The sequence below is a fragment of the Pseudomonas sp. DTU12.3 genome, assembly GCF_004124275.1.
GTDB lineage: Bacteria > Pseudomonadota > Gammaproteobacteria > Pseudomonadales > Pseudomonadaceae > Aquipseudomonas > Aquipseudomonas helmanticensis.
Genome location: NZ_CP027218.1, coordinates 628,258 through 645,382 on the forward strand (window position 1 = coordinate 628,258; position 17,125 = coordinate 645,382).

Here is a 17,125-nt window from a genome sequence, read left to right on the forward strand (position 1 = left end):
GGAAATCGGGGCTTTGGTGTTTTCAAAGTTAAAGTTTTGCAGTGGTTTTGATTTGGGTAGTCAGCCGCTGGACATGCTCGATTGCGGGTCAAAGTGCCTTAAGGTGGTGCACGGCTGAATTGCCCTCACCCTAACCCTCTCCCAGAGGGAGAGGGGACTGACCGAGTTGATATAAAAAACTGCGCCGACATGAAAGTCCGAGTCGAACACACATTTGGAAGCGACATGAATCGGCTCCCTCTCCCTCGGGAGAGGGCTGGGGTGAGGGGAGAGATCTTGAGTACACATACGACCTCAAGCGAACGAGGTCTTTACCCCTCATCCCCCTCATCATCATCGCCACCATCAACCTTCATCCCCAATTCCTTGATCTTGCGCGTCAGGGTATTACGCCCCCAACCCAGCAACACCGCCGCATCACGCCGGCGCCCGGCGGTATGCTTCAACGCCGTCTCGATCATGATCCGCTCAAACGCCGGCACCGCACTGTCGAGCAAACTCGACTGACCACGCGCCAAGGCCTGATCGGCCCATTGACGCAACGCCTGCTCCCAGTTGGTCACTGGCGCCGAATCCTGCGGCAGGTTCAGCAGCTCTGGCGGCAAGTCGCTGATGTGCACTTCGCGCCCGGACGCCATCACCGTAATCCAGCGGCAAGTGTTCTCCAGCTGACGCACGTTGCCGCCCCACGGCAGGTTCTTCAGGTATTCCTCGGTCTCGCTTTTCAGCAGCTTCGGCTCGACCGCCAGTTCCTGCGCGGCGCGGCTGAGGAAGTGCTTGGCCAGGGTCGGGATGTCTTCGCGACGATCCGACAGGCGTGGAATATGGATGCGAATCACGTTGAGGCGATGGAACAAGTCCTCACGGAATTTGCCCGCGTGCACCAGGGTTTCCAGATTCTGGTGCGTCGCAGCGATGATGCGCACATCGACCTTGACCGGCACATGCCCGCCCACGCGGTAGAACTCGCCATCGGCCAGAACGCGCAGCAAGCGGGTTTGCGTATCTGCCGGCATGTCGCCGATTTCATCGAGGAACAGCGTGCCGCCGTCAGCCTGCTCAAAACGGCCGCGACGCAGATTCGCCGCGCCGGTGAACGCGCCTTTCTCATGGCCGAACAGCTCGGATTCCATCAGATCCTTGGGGATCGCCGCCATGTTCAGCGCGATGAATGGCGAGGCCGCGCGCGGGCTGTGGCGATGCAGGGCGTGGGCGACCAGTTCTTTACCGGTGCCGGATTCGCCGTTGATCAGCACGGTGATGTTGGAATGGCTCAAGCGGCCGATGGCGCGAAACACTTCCTGCATCGCCGGCGCTTCGCCGATGATTTCCGGGGTGCGGGTCAGTGCCGGCACGACTTCCAGGCCTTGCTGCTCTTGTGCGTGCTGATTGGCGCGCTTGACCAGCGATACCGCCTCATCAACGTCGAACGGTTTTGGCAGGTACTCGAAGGCGCCGCCCTGATAGGAGGCGACAGCGCTGTCCAGATCGGAATGAGCGGTCATGATGATGACCGGCAACCGTGGGTGCTGCTCGCGAATCCGCGCCAGAAGGTCCAGACCACTGGCACCCGGCATGCGGATGTCGGAAATGATCACGTCAGGCTGCTGACGGGCCAGGCGACTCATCACGCCGTCGGCGCTGTCGAAGCTCTGGGTGGTCATGCCTTCCTGCTGCAAGGCTTTTTCCAGCACCCAACGGATAGAACGGTCGTCATCGACGATCCACACGGTTTCACTACGGCTCATGTCGATGTGGCTCCTTGTTCCAGTGGCAGAAAGATCGAGAAGGTGGTGTGGCCTGGATGGCTGTCACACTCGATCAGGCCCTGGTGCTGGCTGATGATGTTCTGGGTAATGGCCAGGCCGAGCCCGGTACCGTCCGGGCGTCCGCTGACCATGGGAAAGAAAATGGTTTCCTGAAGTTCCGCCGGGATCCCCGGGCCGTTGTCGATGATCTCGATCTTGGTCACCAGGCGATGGCGGATGTGGCCGATGGTGAACTGGCGCATCGCTCGGGTGCGCAGGCTGATGCGGCCCAGGCGCAACTCGTTCTGGCTGCTGATCGCCTGCATCGCGTTGCGCACGATGTTCAACACGGCTTGAATCATTTGCTCGCGATCAATCAATACGTCGGGAATGCTTGGGTCGTAATCGCGCACCAAGGTGATGCAGCCCTGACTTTCCGCTTCAACCAGTTGGCAGACGCGCTCCAGTACTTCGTGGACGTTGCACATCGCCAGCGACGGCAGCTTGTTCGAACCGAGCATGCGGTCGACCAGGTTGCGCAGGCGGTCGGCCTCTTCAATGATCACGTTGGTGTAGTCGCGCAGGCTTTCTTCCGGCAACTCGCGAGCAAGCAATTGTGCAGCGCCGCGGATGCCGCCGAGCGGATTCTTGATCTCGTGGGCGAGGCCGCGCACCAGCATCTTGCTGGTTTCCTGTTTGGACAGCTGCGCTTCTTCCTTGGTGATCCGCAGCAGGCGGTCACGCGGATGAACCTCGAGCAGGAGCATGGTCGCGCCGTTGCTGAGAATCGGCGTCACCGCGTAGTCCACGGTCAGAGTCTGGCCGGTGAGGGCGGTGAGCATCGCTTCGCGCTTGGTGAACGGGTGCGCCTGCTCTACCGCTTGGCGCAACGAATTCAGCGCTTCGGTGGATTCTGTGAACAGCTCGCTGATGAATTGCCCATGGCTGCGCTGCCCGCTGATGGCGAGCAGCATCTCCGCCGCCGGGTTCATGTACTCGAGGCGCAATTCGGCGTCGAGCAGGATGGTGGCGGTGGTCAGGTTGTCGAGCAGCAAACGGTGGATTGCGTCGCTAATGGTCATCGGAGGTCGTGCTCACCGTAAATGGCGAATCGCGTTGGCGCTGTGATCGCGCCAGGCAAGGCGCAGGACGCAGAGAATGGCTTCTCCTTTTCAAGTCCTGCAACGCAGCATGGCGCGATCACAGCGCCAACCCGGAGGGCAAAGCCCCACGAGACGCAATCCGTCGTTATTCGTCGTTCATTTGGAGCAACCAAACTTCTCTCCTCATGCCTAGTCTTGCGTCTCGTGGGGCTTTGCGCGATTGCCATTTACGGTGAGCACGACCTCCTTCTCTTTTGGGGGCGGAGCGTGCGCAACAAGCAAGCGTCGGTGAACGGAAAATGCAAAAACCAAACCAAGGCTCCGAAAAGAAGCGCTTATCGCCTGAAACAGGCGTTTGACGCTCGTTTGCGTGGCAGCCGATAAGCTCGAACGGGAAGTTTCGAACCAAAATGGGTTGGAATGTGGGTACGGTGCAGTCTATTGCACCAATATAGTGCGCAAAGCTGAACGGCGTTAGAAGAAACGCAGGAAGGGGTTTTTCGGCTCTTCGGGTTTGTCTTTCAAAGGGCATTCCGGGCGCACGCCGTAGTCTTCGGCGACGCAGGGTTTGACCTGGCGCTTCTGCGCGAGGGAGATACGCAGCATGTGGAAGGGTTGGTTGGCTGTGCGTTCGACGATACGGTCCTCGGCATCGAGGATTTCCACCGAAAGGTTATGGCTGCCACGGTCGATATTCTTCAGCGGGAACACCGGTGTCAGGCCGGGTTCGCCGGTGGCCTGCCCGTCCAGCAACAGACGATAGCGATGACCTCTTTGCAGGCCCGGTTCGCTGGTGACGCTGACGATGATTTCGCCGGCGCTGCTGCGAATCGTGGCATCGGGTTCGGGCACCAGAATGCGCAGCATGTCGTAGTGAAACAGTGGTTGTTCCGGGGCTTTTTTCGCGGTGGTGATCGGCGCGGCGGCGGAGGGGTTTGCGGACATGCGATTGCTGGTGGCGATGGGTACTCGTTTGGCGTTGCCGCGCGGCTGGTCGGTGAATACCCGATTACCTTGGGCGTCGGTGTAGGTGAACACCTCTGCCGAGGCTTGCAGCGTTGTCAGTGCCAACACAGCGATCAGCCACGCGCGGATCATGGCTTATGCACTCGCTGCACGCTGAGGGGGACTGGCGGGCTCTGCTGGATGATCGTCTGCCCGTCAATCACCTGCACGGCGAGCCGATGTTCGCCGCGATCGACGTTCACCAGTTGCAGGATCGGCACGTTGCTCGGCTGACCGTAGGGCTCGTCATCCAAAACCAGCCTCAATTGATGCGATGGTTGTAGACGCGGCTTGATCAGTACGTTGACGGTGAAGGTGCCGTTGTTGGCGCGCAGGGCTTCTTCGTTGGGCAGGCCGGCCAGTTCAAGAATGTCGTAGGCGTTGCGCGCGGGCTGCCGATTATCGGTTTCGGGCGCGGGGGGTGCGCTGGGTGCTTGCGGTTCGACGCGATTGAGTGGCGGCAACTCCACCGGTTGCGCCTGCACTCCGTCCGGCGAGTGATCGCTGTACACCGTGTTGCCGTTGGCATCGGTGTATTTGTAGATCTGCGCGGCGGCGGGCAGGGCGATCAGCAGCAGAATGTAGAGAAAGGTGCGACCCATGAAATCGACCGGGATTGAAAGCGATGGGGTGCAGCATAGGTCAGACGTAGCGGTTGGCCCAACCCTGCACATATCCAGAGACCATTCTCACGCCACAAATCCCCTGTGGGAGCGAGCCTGCTCGCGAATGCGTCGTGTCAGGTAACACTTATTTCAATGACCCGCCGCGTTCGCGAGCAAGTCCGCTCCCACAAGGGAAAGGCGTCGAGCCATAAAATCCGGGCAATAAAAAAGACCTCCCGAAGGAGGCCTCTTTCACTCACGCCGAGAAACGCGGCGCTACCGGATCAGCAGCTGTAGTACAGCTCATATTCCAGTGGGTGTACGAAGGTGCGAACCTTGATTTCTTCTTCCGATTTCAGCGCGATGTAAGCGTCGATGAAGTCGTCGGAGAATACGCCGCCCTTGGTCAGGAACGCGCGGCCCTTGTCCAGCTCTTCCAGGGCTTCTTTCAGGCTGCCGCAAACTTGTGGGATCTCTTTCGCCTCTTCAGGCGGCAGGTCGTACAGGTTTTTGTCGGCAGCGTCGCCTGGGTGGATCTTGTTCTGGATACCGTCCAGACCGGCCATCAGCAGTGCTGCGAAGGCCAGGTACGGGTTGGCAGCCGGATCCGGGAAGCGTGCTTCGATACGGCGGGCTTTCGGGCTCGACACGTAAGGAATACGGATCGAAGCGGAACGGTTGCGAGCCGAGTAGGCCAGCATTACCGGAGCTTCGAAGCCTGGTACCAGACGCTTGTAGGAGTTGGTCGCCGGGTTGGTGAAGCCGTTCAGGGCCTTACCGTGCTTGATGATGCCGCCGATGAAGTACAGAGCGGTATCGGACAGGCCGGCATAGCCTTCACCTGCGAAGGTGTTCTTGCCGTCTTTCCAGATCGACATGTGTACGTGCATGCCCGAACCGTTGTCGCCGTACAGTGGCTTCGGCATGAAGGTCGCGGTGCGGCCGTAAGCGTCAGCAACGTTGTGCACAACGTACTTCAGGGTTTGGGTTTCGTCGGCTTTCTTCACCAGGGTGTTGAACTTGACGCCGATTTCGTTCTGGCCGGCAGTCGCCACTTCGTGGTGGTGAACTTCGACGGTCAGGCCCATTTCTTCCAGTGCGTTGCACATGGAGGTACGGATTTCGTGATCGTGGTCGAACGGTGGAACCGGGAAGTAGCCGCCTTTGACGCCTGGACGGTGACCCTTGTTGCCGCCTTCGATGTCCTGGTCGGACATCCACGAACCTTGCTCGGAGTAGATCTTGAACATCGAGCCGGAGATGTCCGACTTGAATTTTACCGAGTCAAAGATGAAGAATTCTGGCTCTGGACCGGCGAACACGGTGTCACCGATACCGGTGGCTTTCAGGTGTTCCTCGGCGCGCTTGGCGATCGCACGTGGGTCGCGATCGTAGCCTTGCATGCTCGAAGGTTCGATGATGTCGCACACCAGGATCAGGGTGGCGTCTTCGGTGAACGGGTCGAGAACGGCAGTTTCGTCAACCGGCATCAGGATCATGTCGGAGGCTTCGATGCCTTTCCAGCCAGCGATGGAGGAACCGTCGAACATTTTGCCGACTTCGAAGAAGTCGTCGTCCAAAGCATCGCGAGCCGGCATGGTCACGTGGTGCTGAGTGCCTTTGGTGTCCGTGAAGCGCAGATCAATCCACTTGACGTCATGATCTTTGATGAGTTGAACCGTCTTCGACATATGTCCTCCGGGTGGCTTCGGGCTTGGTAGTGGATGCCCTTGAATTTGGGTGATGCCGGCGCGAATACTCTGCCAAGGCAACCTGCCTCACAAGGGAGCAAATTGCATGCCAGTGCCCCAGCATGGGTTTTTTGCCCCAATTTCACGCTTATTAAGGTGCAAAGTGCCTGAATGCAGAAAATCTCGCCCTCTAATGTAGCGTCTCCGATCAAAAATGACCCGTTTTGGTGCGCGCAAAACCTTCTGCACATTAACTGGTTAAACCTTGAGCAATTTCCGCTATAATCCGCGCCCCCCTTTTTCGGCTGGCCGTTCGCGCGCTGTTTTCATGAAACTAATCGTAAAAGTCTTCCCCGAGATCACCATCAAAAGCCGACCTGTCCGGACGAAATTCATCCGCCAGTTGGCCAAGAACATCCGCACCGTGCTCCGCGACCTGGACCCGGCCGTGGTGGTGAACGGTGTGTGGGACAATCTCGAGCTGGAAACACGCGTTACCGACGCCAAAGCCTTGAAAGAGATGGGTGAGCGCCTGACCTGCATGCCGGGCATCGCGCACTTCCTGCAGATCGACGAGTACCCGCTGGGCGACTTCGACGACATCACCGAGAAGTGCAAAGAGCACTACGGCGCGGCGCTGGCCGGGAAGATTTTCTCGGTACGCTGTAAGCGTGCCGGCAAGCATGCGTTCAGTTCGATGGACGTCGAAAAATACGTCGGCAGCAAGCTGCGCCGTGAGTGCGGTGCCGCCGGTATCGACCTGAAAGCGCCGCAAATCGAAGTCCGTATCGAAGTTCGCGACAAACGGTTGTTTGTGATCCACAGCCAGCACAACGGCATCGGCGGTTACCCGCTTGGCGCGTTGGAGCAGACGCTGGTATTGATGTCCGGCGGCTTTGACTCGACCGTTGCGGCTTACCAGATCATTCGTCGCGGCCTGATGACGCACTTCTGCTTCTTCAATCTGGGCGGTCGTGCCCACGAATTGGGCGTGATGGAAGTCGCGCATTTCATCTGGAAGAAGTACGGCAGCTCGCAACGCGTGCTATTTGTCAGTGTTCCGTTCGAAGAAGTGTTGGGCGAAATTCTCGGCAAAGTCGATAACAGTCATATGGGCGTCGTATTGAAGCGTATGATGTTGCGCGCGGCCTCCAACATCGCCGACCGCCTGCAGATCGAGGCGCTGGTCACTGGCGAGGCGATCTCCCAGGTGTCGAGCCAGACGCTGCCGAACCTGTCGGTGATCGACTGCGTGACCGACAAGCTGGTCCTGCGTCCGCTGATCGTGGCGCACAAGCAGGACATCATCGACACCGCCAACGAGATCGGCACCGCCGATTTCGCCCGGCACATGCCGGAATACTGCGGGGTCATTTCGGTCAATCCGAAGACCGCCGCCAAACGCGGTCGCGTTGAACACGAAGAGAAAGAATTCGACATGGCAGTCCTCGAGCGTGCGCTCGAAAACGCCAAACTGGTGCCGATCGATCGGGTGATCGACGAATTGGGCCAGGACGTACAGATTGAAGAAGTCAGCGAAGCACTGGCCGGCCAGATCGTGATCGACATCCGTCACCCGGATGCCGCCGAGGATGAGCCGCTGGAACTCGCTGGCGTAGAAGTACAGACGATGCCGTTCTACGCAGTGAACGCTCGTTTCAAGGAGCTGGATCCGACTCGCCAGTACCTGCTGTATTGCGACAAAGGCGTGATGAGTCGCCTGCATGCTCACCATTTGCTCAGTGAGGGGCATGCCAATGTGCGCGTTTATCGACCGAGCTAAGTGCCCGGGGCTGTTTGCCTGTGGCCTGCGTCACCGGCCCCCCGACACCGCCGTCAAGCTGTAACGGCCATGCCGGACACTACTGCTAATCGCTGCCAAGACTTGTCAGCAAACCGAATCCTCTGATCGAGATACACAAGTGATCGAAAATCTACGCAACATCGCCATCATTGCCCACGTTGACCATGGTAAAACCACCCTGGTAGACAAACTCCTGCGTCAATCCGGCACTCTGGAGCGCAACGAGCTCAACGACGAGCGCGTGATGGACTCCAACGACCAGGAAAAAGAGCGCGGTATTACCATTCTGGCGAAAAACACCGCCATCAACTGGAACGGCTACCACATCAACATCGTGGACACCCCGGGCCACGCCGACTTCGGCGGCGAAGTTGAACGCGTAATGTCGATGGTTGACTCCGTTCTGCTGCTGGTTGACGCTCAAGACGGCCCTATGCCGCAAACCCGTTTCGTGACCAAGAAGGCTTTCGAAGCCGGCCTGCGTCCAATCGTGGTGATCAACAAGGTTGACCGTCCAGGCGCGCGTCCGGACTGGGTTCTGGACCAGATCTTCGACCTGTTCGACAACCTCGGTGCTACCGAAGAACAACTGGACTTCCAGGTTGTTTACGCCTCGGCCCTGAACGGCATTGCCGGTCTGGATCACACCGACATGGCTGAAGACATGACCCCGCTGTACCAAGCGGTAGTCGACCACGTTCCGGCTCCGGCTGTTGACCGTGACGGCGCATTCCAGATGCAGATCTCCGCTCTGGACTACAACAGCTTTCTGGGTGTTATCGGCGTTGGCCGTATCGCTCGTGGCCGCGTCAAGCCGAACACCCCGGTTGTGGCTATCGGTGCCGACGGCAAGCGTCGCAACGGTCGTATCCTGAAACTGATGGGTCACCACGGTCTGCACCGCGTTGACGTTGAAGAAGCTGCAGCAGGCGATATCGTTTGCATCAGCGGTATGGACTCGCTGTTCATCTCCGACACCCTGTGCCACCCGGACACCGTCGAGGCGATGAAGCCTCTGACCGTTGACGAGCCAACCGTTTCGATGACCTTCCAGGTAAACGACTCGCCATTCTGCGGTAAAGAAGGCAAGTTCGTGACGTCCCGTAACATCAAGGACCGTCTGGACAAAGAGCTGCTGTACAACGTTGCACTGCGCGTTGAAGAAGGCGACACCGCTGACAAGTTCAAGGTTTCCGGCCGTGGTGAGCTGCACCTCTCGGTACTGATCGAAACCATGCGTCGCGAAGGCTTCGAAATCGCTCTGGGTCGTCCGGAAGTGATCATCCGTGAAGTTGACGGCGTCAAGCAGGAACCGTTTGAAAACGTGACCATCGACATCCCTGAAGAAGCTCAGGGCAAGGTCATGGAAGAGATGGGTCTGCGTAAAGGCGACCTGAGCAACATGGTGCCGGATGGCAAGGGCCGTGTTCGTCTGGAATACAATATCCCTGCTCGCGGTCTGATTGGTTTCCGTAACCAGTTCCTGACCCTGACCAACGGTGCTGGCATCCTGACCTCGATCTTCGATCGTTACGACACCGTCAAGTCGGGCCACATGTCCGGCCGTCAGAACGGCGTTCTGGTTTCGGTTGAAACCGGCAAGGCACTGACCTACTCGCTGGAAACCCTGCAGGCTCGTGGCAAACTGTTCGTAGAACACGGCCAGGAGATCTACAACGGTCAAATCGTTGGTCAGAACAGCCGCGACAACGACCTGGGCGTTAACCCTACCAAGGGCAAGAAGCTCGACAACATGCGTGCGTCGGGTAAAGACGAAACCATCGCTCTGGTTCCACCAGTGAAGTTCACTCTGGAACAGGCTCTGGAATACATCCAGGAAGACGAGCTGTGCGAAGTAACTCCTAAGTCCATCCGTCTTCGCAAGAAGATCCTGGACGAAAGCGAGCGTACCCGCGCTGCCAAGAAAGCCAAGAACTGAGTCATTAGTTCCGGCTGAATGAAAACGCCCCCGGTCGAGAGACCGGGGGCGTTTTTGTTTGTCTGGGGGAAGTGCAGATTGGGCCTTGAAGATCAAAAGCCCCTCACCCTAGCCCTCTCCCGGAGGGAGAGGGGACTGAATGGGGGATGCTCAGGGGATACATTGACTTGAAAGAATTCTGCTGAATCCAAAATCGATTTGGTGGGGCTCAACCGAATCCATATTCGACTGGGTGTTTCAGGTCGATGTATGGCCCCAGACACCTCGGTCGGCGCCCTCTCCCTCCGGGAGAGGGCTGGGCGGGCGGCGTTCCGATGAGGGTAAGCTTTTAAAACTTCTCGATCGCCCGGAAATTCTGCTCGCGCACCACTTCCTTCGGCTTGTACGCGCAATACCCCGGACGCGGCCCGATCTTCGGGTGATTGCGACAGGTATCCGGGCGCTTGTCATAAATGGTGCACAGGCGGCTCTTACGATCCAGGTAGTAACAATCGTTGTTGCTCATGCGCTGCAGGGTGAAGATGCCCGACTTCTGGTTGAAACGCTCGACCAGGCCTTCCTTCTGCAAACGCTTGGCGATGTTCTTCGGCGGGTCACCGAGTTCGAATTCGTCGACCACACCGATGCGCACCAGATCCTTGATCTTCACCTCAACCGGCAGCGTGCAGCAGCTGGATATGCAGGAACCGCACATCGGGGCTGAGTATTTTGCCCACGTATCGAGACGATCGATCTCGGCGGCGGCAATCAGGTTGGGCTTCATCATCGGGAGTTACCAGGCGTGTGTGCATCAGGGCGCGCGATCATACCGGGACTGGTGGATTTTTGAACAACCTTTCGCCAGATTTTTTCAGCGTGCAGGCACATTGCCGGACAATTCGGCACGGCCCCTGCATTCATTAGCTCACTCGACAAGGTAATGCCGGGCTATCTCACAGTCTCGGGAAAAACTGCCGAACCAGAGCCGCTACCGTCGGTCAGACCGTCTAGGCTCAGACAATTCCCCGCTCGCTCGAGGTCCTATCGATGACTCAAGAACCACTAGTTCGCGAAGCAGAGGTGGCCGCATTCCGCGACGCCGTCCTGACCAAACTCACCTACGCGGTGGGCAAAGACCCCGATCACGCCTTCGACCATGACTGGTTCGAAGCCATCGCATTGGCCGCGCGTGATCACATGGTCGAACACTGGATGGACCACACCCGGCAGATCTACCGCAAAGGCCAGAAGCGGGTGTATTACCTCTCGCTGGAATTTCTCATCGGCCGCTTGCTCTACGACAGCCTGAGCAACCTTGGCCTGCTCGATGTCGCCCGTGAAGCGCTGACCGAACTCGGTGTCGATCTGGAGCGCATCCGATTGCTGGAGCCCGATGCGGCGCTTGGCAACGGCGGCCTCGGTCGCTTGGCCGCATGCTTCATGGAAAGCATGTCGACCCTCGGCATCGCTGGCCACGGTTATGGCATTCGTTACGAACACGGTTTGTTCCGCCAGGCCATTGTCGATGGCTGGCAGCAGGAGCAGACCGAGCACTGGCTGGATTTCGGTAATCCATGGGAGTTCGAACGGCCGGAAGTCGTCTACTCCATCGGCTTCGGCGGCAGCGTTGAAACCGTCACCGATGTCAGCGGCAAATCCAAACAAGTCTGGTCGCCGGCAGAAACCGTCCGCGCGATTGCCTACGACACGCCAGTGGTCGGCTGGCGCGGGGCGAGCGTCAACACCTTGCGTTTGTGGCGTGCCCGCGCCATGGAGGATTTGCACCTTGAGCGCTTCAACGCCGGTGACCACCTGGGCGCGGTCGCCGAAGTGGCGCGCGCCGAAAGTATCTCCCGCGTGCTTTACCCGGCGGACAGCACTGAAGCGGGGCAAGAGCTGCGCCTGCGTCAGGAATACTTCTTCGTCGCCGCCTCCCTGCAGGACTTGCTCCGTCGTCACCGCAACATGCACACCTCGGTGCTGACCCTCGGCGATCATGCGGCGATCCAGCTCAACGATACCCACCCCTCGATTGCTGTCGCCGAACTGATGCGCCAATTGGTCGATGTCTACGACGTGGCGTGGGATGCGGCGTGGCAAGTGACCGTCGACACGCTGTCGTACACCAACCACACGCTGTTGCCGGAAGCGCTGGAAACCTGGCCGGTGGGTCTGATGGAACGCATGCTGCCGCGACACATGCAGATCATTTACCTGATCAACGCACAGCACATCGATTCGCTGCGGGCCAAGGGCATTCACGATTTCGACGTGCTGCGCGCGGTGTCGCTGATTGAAGAAGACAATGGTCGCCGGGTGCGTATGGGCAACCTCGCGTTCCTTGGTTCGCACAGCGTCAACGGCGTGTCCGGATTGCACACGCAACTGATGCGCAAAACCGTGTTCGCCGAACTGCACAAGCTGTATCCAGAGCGGATCAACAACAAAACCAACGGCATTACCTTCCGCCGCTGGCTGTATCAGGCCAACCCGGAATTGACCTCGATGCTGGTCGATGCGCTGGGCCCGGACTTACTCGATAACGCGGAAGAACGTTTGATCGACCTAGAGCCTTTTGCCGAGAAAACCGCGTTCCGCAAAGCCTTCGCCGAACAGCGCCTGCACAGCAAAAAAGCCCTGGCCTATCTGATTCACGAACGGCTGGGCATTGCGGTCAACCCGGCGGCGATGTTCGATGTGCAGGTCAAACGGATTCACGAATACAAACGCCAGTTGCTCAACCTGCTGCACACCGTGGCGCTGTATCAGGCAATTCGCGCCGAGCCGGAAGTCGACTGGGTGCCACGGGTGAAAATCTTCGCCGGTAAAGCGGCGGCGAGTTATCACCAGGCCAAACTGATCATCAAGTTGAGCAATGACATCGCCCGCGTCGTGAACAACGACCCGACGGTGCGCGGCTTGTTGAAAGTGGTGTTTCTGCCCAACTACAACGTCAGCCTGGCGGAGAGCATCATTCCGGCGGCGGACTTGTCCGAGCAGATTTCCACCGCCGGATTCGAGGCTTCGGGCACCAGTAACATGAAGTTCGGCCTTAACGGTGCGTTGACCATCGGCACGCTGGACGGCGCCAACGTGGAAATGGCTGAGCGTATCGGCGTTGAACACATGTTCATCTTTGGCCTCAGTGCGCAGCAAGTGGAAGCGCGCAAACAGAATCACGAGTTCAGCGCCTTGCCAGACATTGCCGCCTCCCATCGATTGAACGATGTATTGCAGGCGATTCGCGGCGGGGTGTTCTCGCCGGATGACACCTCGCGTTATACCGGTCTGATCGATTCGCTGGTGGATTACGACCGCTTCCTGGTCTGTGCTGACTTCGATTCCTACTGGGAAGCGCAGAAGCGCGTTGAAGCGCACTGGCACGACTCCAATAACTGGTGGCGTTCGGCGGTACTCAACACGGCGCGGATGGGCTGGTTCTCCTCAGACCGGACGATTCGCGAGTACGCCACGGATATCTGGAAAGCGCTGGAGTAACTTTTCGCTCGGCTCGATATAATCGCGCGCCGGAAAAGATCGCAGCCTGCGGCAGCTCCTACACAGGTGTTCGCATAACCCTGTAGGAGCTCCCGCAGGCTGCGATCTTTTTGGGTCAGGCTGCGCTAATCTTCCCGGATTGGCCTTCGCGCTTAGGGATATCGACCATGCAATGGATGTTCATGTTGATCGGGCTCGTGCTCGGCTGGCTGCTCGACGAGTCGTTCAGCGATGCGCTGTTGGGCGCGTTGCTGGGGCTGGCGATCGGGCAGACGATCCGTATCGCGCGGCTTGGCTCGCAGATGGCGGAGCAGCAACGACAATTTGAACAGGCGAAGGAAGCCCTGCAGGGCGTCGCGCAGCGTCTGTTTGTGCTGGAAGGTTCGCCTTCTCATGCGGTGCCTTCGCCGAGTACGGCGCCGGTTACCGAGCCAGTCGCCGAACCGTCCAAAGCCGTCGAAGAGGCCCCAGCCGCCGAATTGGTCTGGGAGCTGCCACCTGAACTCGAACCGATTTCCGCCGTCGCCAGCGAAACCAGCCAACCGCTGCCTGCCGATGTCTGGAACCTCGGTGCCGTCACTCCCGAACCACAAAGAATCGCCGAACCGCGTGGCCCGAACCTCATCGAACGCGGCATCAGCGCTGCGCGCAACTGGCTGTTTGGCGGCAACACCGTGCTGCGTGTCGGCGTGGTGTTGCTGTTCTTTGGGCTGGCGTTTCTGCTGCGCTACGCCACTGAAGGCATGGTCGTGCCGATCGAATTGCGTTACGCCGGTGTAGCGGCCGCAGCCCTGGCGTTGCTCGCGCTGGGCTGGTGGCTGCGGCGGCGCAACAGCAGTTATGCGCTGATGCTGCAAGGCACCGGGATTGCGGTGCTGTACCTGACGGTGTTTGCGGCGATGCGCCTGCATCCGTTGCTCGATCCCTCTGCCGCGCTGGGCTTGCTGGTCGCGGTGACGGTGTTCTCGGCGATTCTCGCCATCACCCAGGACTCGCTTGCGCTGGCGGCAGTGGCCGCATTGGGCGGTTTCGCCGCACCGATCCTCACTTCGACCGGTGCCGGTAACCACGTCGCGCTGTTCAGTTATTTCGCCTTGCTCAATGCCGGTATCCTCGCGATTGCCTGGTTCAAGGCCTGGCGTCTGCTCAACCTGATCGGTTTCGTCGGCACCTTCGGCATTGGTTTCGCCTGGGGCCTGCGTTCGTATGCACCAGAGTTGCTGTGGAGCACCGAGCCGTTTCTGATTCTGTTTTTCCTGATGTACCTCGCCATCGGCCTGTTGTTCGCGCGGCGCAAACTGCTCGACATGCCCAACGCCCCGGCAGATGGCGACCGCGAGGCGCTGCTGCACTGGTCGGCGCGCAAGGGCGATTACGTCGACGGCACCCTGTTGTTCGGCCCGCCGATTATTGGCTTCGGTTTGCAGTTCGCGCTGGTGCAGCATCTGGAATTTGCCGCCGCGTTCAGTGCGCTCGCGCTGGGCATGATCTACATGGCGCTGGCCAAGGTATTGATGGGCGGTCGCGCGCTGCTGCTGGGTGAAACCTGTCTCGCGCTCGGGGTGATTTTCGCCAGTCTGGCGATTCCGCTGGGGCTGGATGCACGCTGGACGTCGGCGGCATGGGCGGTGGAAGGCGCGGGGATTCTCTGGCTCGGTTTGCGTCAGCAGCGGCCGTTCGCCCGGGCGTTCGCCTTGCTGCTGCAACTGGGCTCGGCATTGGCGTTCCTCAGTCAATTGCGCGTCGGCGAAAGCAGTTTGCTCGACGGTGCTGCGCTGGGCGCACTGATGCTTGGCGTCGCGTTGCTATTCAGTTTCTACCAGGTGCGCAAAGCTGCGCCGCAACAGACCTCGCCATGGGAGCGCCAAGGTTTGCCGGTGTTGGCGGGCTTGGGCCTGACCTTCCTTTACCTGCTGGCGCCGCTGTTTTTCTTCACGCAAGGCACGGCGATCAGTTGGGCGCTGGCCGGGTTGGCGACATTGTTTATCGGCCTGCGGATTCAGTCGCGCACGTTCCTGTTCAGCGCATTTGCCGTGCAGTTGCTGGGCGGCGCGTTGTTCCTGTTGCGTCTGCAAGGCGCGGGGCAGGATTCGGCAGCGGTGTTCAGCGCCGGCTGGAGCGGTTTGCTCAGTGCTTCGCTGATCGGTCTGGCGTTGATCGCCGGCATGCTGTTGGCCGCTCGCGATGAAATGGTGCGCAGTGACGTGCGTCTGCTGCGCGGTCTGTCGGTGGTGCTGCTGGCCGGGTTGGTGCTGATCAATCTGGCGGTGTTGTTTGTGCTGCCGTGGCAAACGGCGAGCGCGGTGTGGGCGGCGAGTGGTCTGCTGATCATCTGGCTGAGCCTGTACCTCAAGCAGCGCGTGAGCTTTGTTTTCGGTCTGCTGTTGCAGGTGATTGGCGGCGCGGCGTTTTTACTGGCCGGTCCGGAGTTGCTCGGGCCGATGTCCAGCGAAGGTCTGAAACCGTTGGCGCATGGCGGATTCTGGACGCCGCTGGTGTTGGGTCTGGCGGCAATGATCGGAGCGTGGCGCCTGCAACTGGGTAATCACGCCTCGGCATTTGATGCGTTGAGTTTGCAGCGCCTGTCCGAAGTGTTACTGGTGTGGGGCGCCGGTTGGTGGACGCTGGCGTGGGTGAGTGAAGTACTGCGTTTTGCATCGCCGAATCTGCAAGGCACGTTATTGCTGCTGGTTGCCGCTGTGAGCGTGGCGCTGTGGATGCTGCTGTCGCTACGCCTGAAATGGCCGGCGCTGGGATTGCTCTGCACGTTGCTGATTCCGGCGGCTGGATGGGTCCTGATCGGCGCGTGGCATTCGCGTTATCACCCAGCGGCGGATTTCGGTTGGCTGGCGTGGGCGGCGGTATTCGCCGTGCATTTCTTCAGTCTGCGACGCTTGGCGCCGATGCTGCCCGCGCGGGCCTTGAGCACGGCGCATGTGCTCGGCTGCTGGTTGCTGATCGGCGTGCTGGCGCTGGAGTTGCGTTACGGCCTGCTGCTGTTGTCCGAGCAATACAACGCCTGGCGCTGGCTGGGCTGGGCGATTCTGCCGAGTGTTTATCTGTTGCTGGCGGCGGCCCCGCGCACCTGGCCGTGGCCAGTTGCTGCGTTTGCCCGTGAGTACCGCTTGTACGCCGCCGCGCCGTTGGCGGTGTTGATGCTCGCGTGGTTCTGGCTGGCGAATGGCGTCAGCGATGGCAACGCCGAACCGTTGCCGTACGTGCCGTTACTCAACCCTTTGGAGTTGGGCTTGCTGTTCGCACTGTTCGGCGTTTACGTGTGGTCGCGCAGTGCGATTTCGCAATTGTCGATTCGTCAGGACTATGCCGATTACGCCACGCAACTGATCGCCGGGGTTTCGTTGTTCGCCTTCTGTACTGCGCTGGTCACCCGCGCCGCGCACCATTGGGCGGGGATTCCGTTCGAACTGGATACGCTGCTCGCCTCGATGCTGGTGCAGGCCGGGTTGTCGATCGTCTGGACGCTGATGGCGCTCGGGCTGATGATCGGCGGACATCTGCGCCATCGCCGCGAAGTCTGGCTGATCGGCGCAGCGCTGATTGCGCTGGTAGTGGCCAAACTGATTTTTGTCGAACTGAGCAACCGTGGCGGCCTCGCCCGGATTGTCTCGTTTATCGGCGTTGGCGTGTTGCTGCTGGTGGTCGGTTATTTCGCGCCACTGCCGCCCAAACGCGTCGAGGCTGAACCGGTGGCGGACAAACCGGCCCCGGACACCGAAGGAGTTTCATCTTGAG

At 59.6% G+C, this 17,125-nt stretch carries 10 protein-coding genes; 4 read left to right on the plus strand and 6 right to left on the minus strand.

Translation table 11 applies throughout. The features are described 5' to 3' along the window. Positions 1 to 311: 311 nt before the first annotated feature. The 5 genes from ntrC to glnA form a co-directional block, all read right to left on the minus strand. Complete coding sequence (ntrC, locus tag C2E19_RS02840; protein WP_007909238.1) at positions 312 to 1,748, minus strand: nitrogen regulation protein NR(I); 1,437 nt, start codon at positions 1,746 to 1,748, stop codon at positions 312 to 314. Further along, positions 1,745 to 2,830: a nitrogen regulation protein NR(II) gene (gene glnL, locus C2E19_RS02845; RefSeq protein ID WP_122593979.1), complete on the minus strand. Its 1,086-nt coding sequence runs from the start codon at positions 2,828 to 2,830 to the stop codon at positions 1,745 to 1,747. The genes ntrC and glnL overlap by 4 nt, the downstream gene beginning before the upstream one ends. Positions 2,831 to 3,325: 495 nt before the next feature. Beyond that, complete coding sequence (locus C2E19_RS02850) at positions 3,326 to 3,949, minus strand: DUF4124 domain-containing protein (RefSeq protein WP_129387804.1); 624 nt, start codon at positions 3,947 to 3,949, stop codon at positions 3,326 to 3,328. Beyond that, positions 3,946 to 4,458: a DUF4124 domain-containing protein gene (locus C2E19_RS02855; protein ID WP_129387807.1), complete on the minus strand. Its 513-nt coding sequence runs from the start codon at positions 4,456 to 4,458 to the stop codon at positions 3,946 to 3,948. The genes C2E19_RS02850 and C2E19_RS02855 overlap by 4 nt, the downstream gene beginning before the upstream one ends. Before the next feature lie 287 nt (positions 4,459 to 4,745). Further along, positions 4,746 to 6,152: a type I glutamate--ammonia ligase gene (glnA, locus tag C2E19_RS02860; protein WP_008080570.1), complete on the minus strand. Its 1,407-nt coding sequence runs from the start codon at positions 6,150 to 6,152 to the stop codon at positions 4,746 to 4,748. A 328-nt stretch (positions 6,153 to 6,480) separates the two neighbouring features. Between glnA and thiI the strand changes: the two genes are divergently transcribed. Both thiI and typA read left to right on the plus strand, forming a co-directional pair. Beyond that, positions 6,481 to 7,935 (plus strand): tRNA uracil 4-sulfurtransferase ThiI, encoded by a 1,455-nt coding sequence (gene thiI, locus C2E19_RS02870; protein WP_129387810.1) that lies wholly within the window; start codon positions 6,481 to 6,483, stop codon positions 7,933 to 7,935. Between the two features lie 139 nt (positions 7,936 to 8,074). After that, positions 8,075 to 9,895: a translational GTPase TypA gene (gene typA / locus C2E19_RS02875; RefSeq protein ID WP_129387813.1), complete on the plus strand. Its 1,821-nt coding sequence runs from the start codon at positions 8,075 to 8,077 to the stop codon at positions 9,893 to 9,895. Positions 9,896 to 10,223: 328 nt separating this feature from the next. On the opposite strand, the gene C2E19_RS02880 is transcribed toward typA, so the two are convergent. Then, complete coding sequence (locus C2E19_RS02880; protein WP_008080573.1) at positions 10,224 to 10,661, minus strand: YkgJ family cysteine cluster protein; 438 nt, start codon at positions 10,659 to 10,661, stop codon at positions 10,224 to 10,226. 260 nt (positions 10,662 to 10,921) lie between these two features. Between C2E19_RS02880 and C2E19_RS02885 the strand changes: the two genes are divergently transcribed. Continuing rightward, positions 10,922 to 13,372 carry a glycogen/starch/alpha-glucan phosphorylase gene (locus C2E19_RS02885; RefSeq protein ID WP_129387816.1) on the plus strand — a complete coding sequence of 817 codons (2,451 nt, stop codon included), beginning with the start codon at positions 10,922 to 10,924 and terminating at the stop codon, positions 13,370 to 13,372. 167 nt (positions 13,373 to 13,539) lie between these two features. Next, on the plus strand, positions 13,540 to 17,124 hold the full coding sequence (locus C2E19_RS02890) for a DUF2339 domain-containing protein (protein WP_129387819.1): 3,585 nt from the start codon (positions 13,540 to 13,542) through the stop codon (positions 17,122 to 17,124). Position 17,125: the final 1 nt, after the last annotated feature.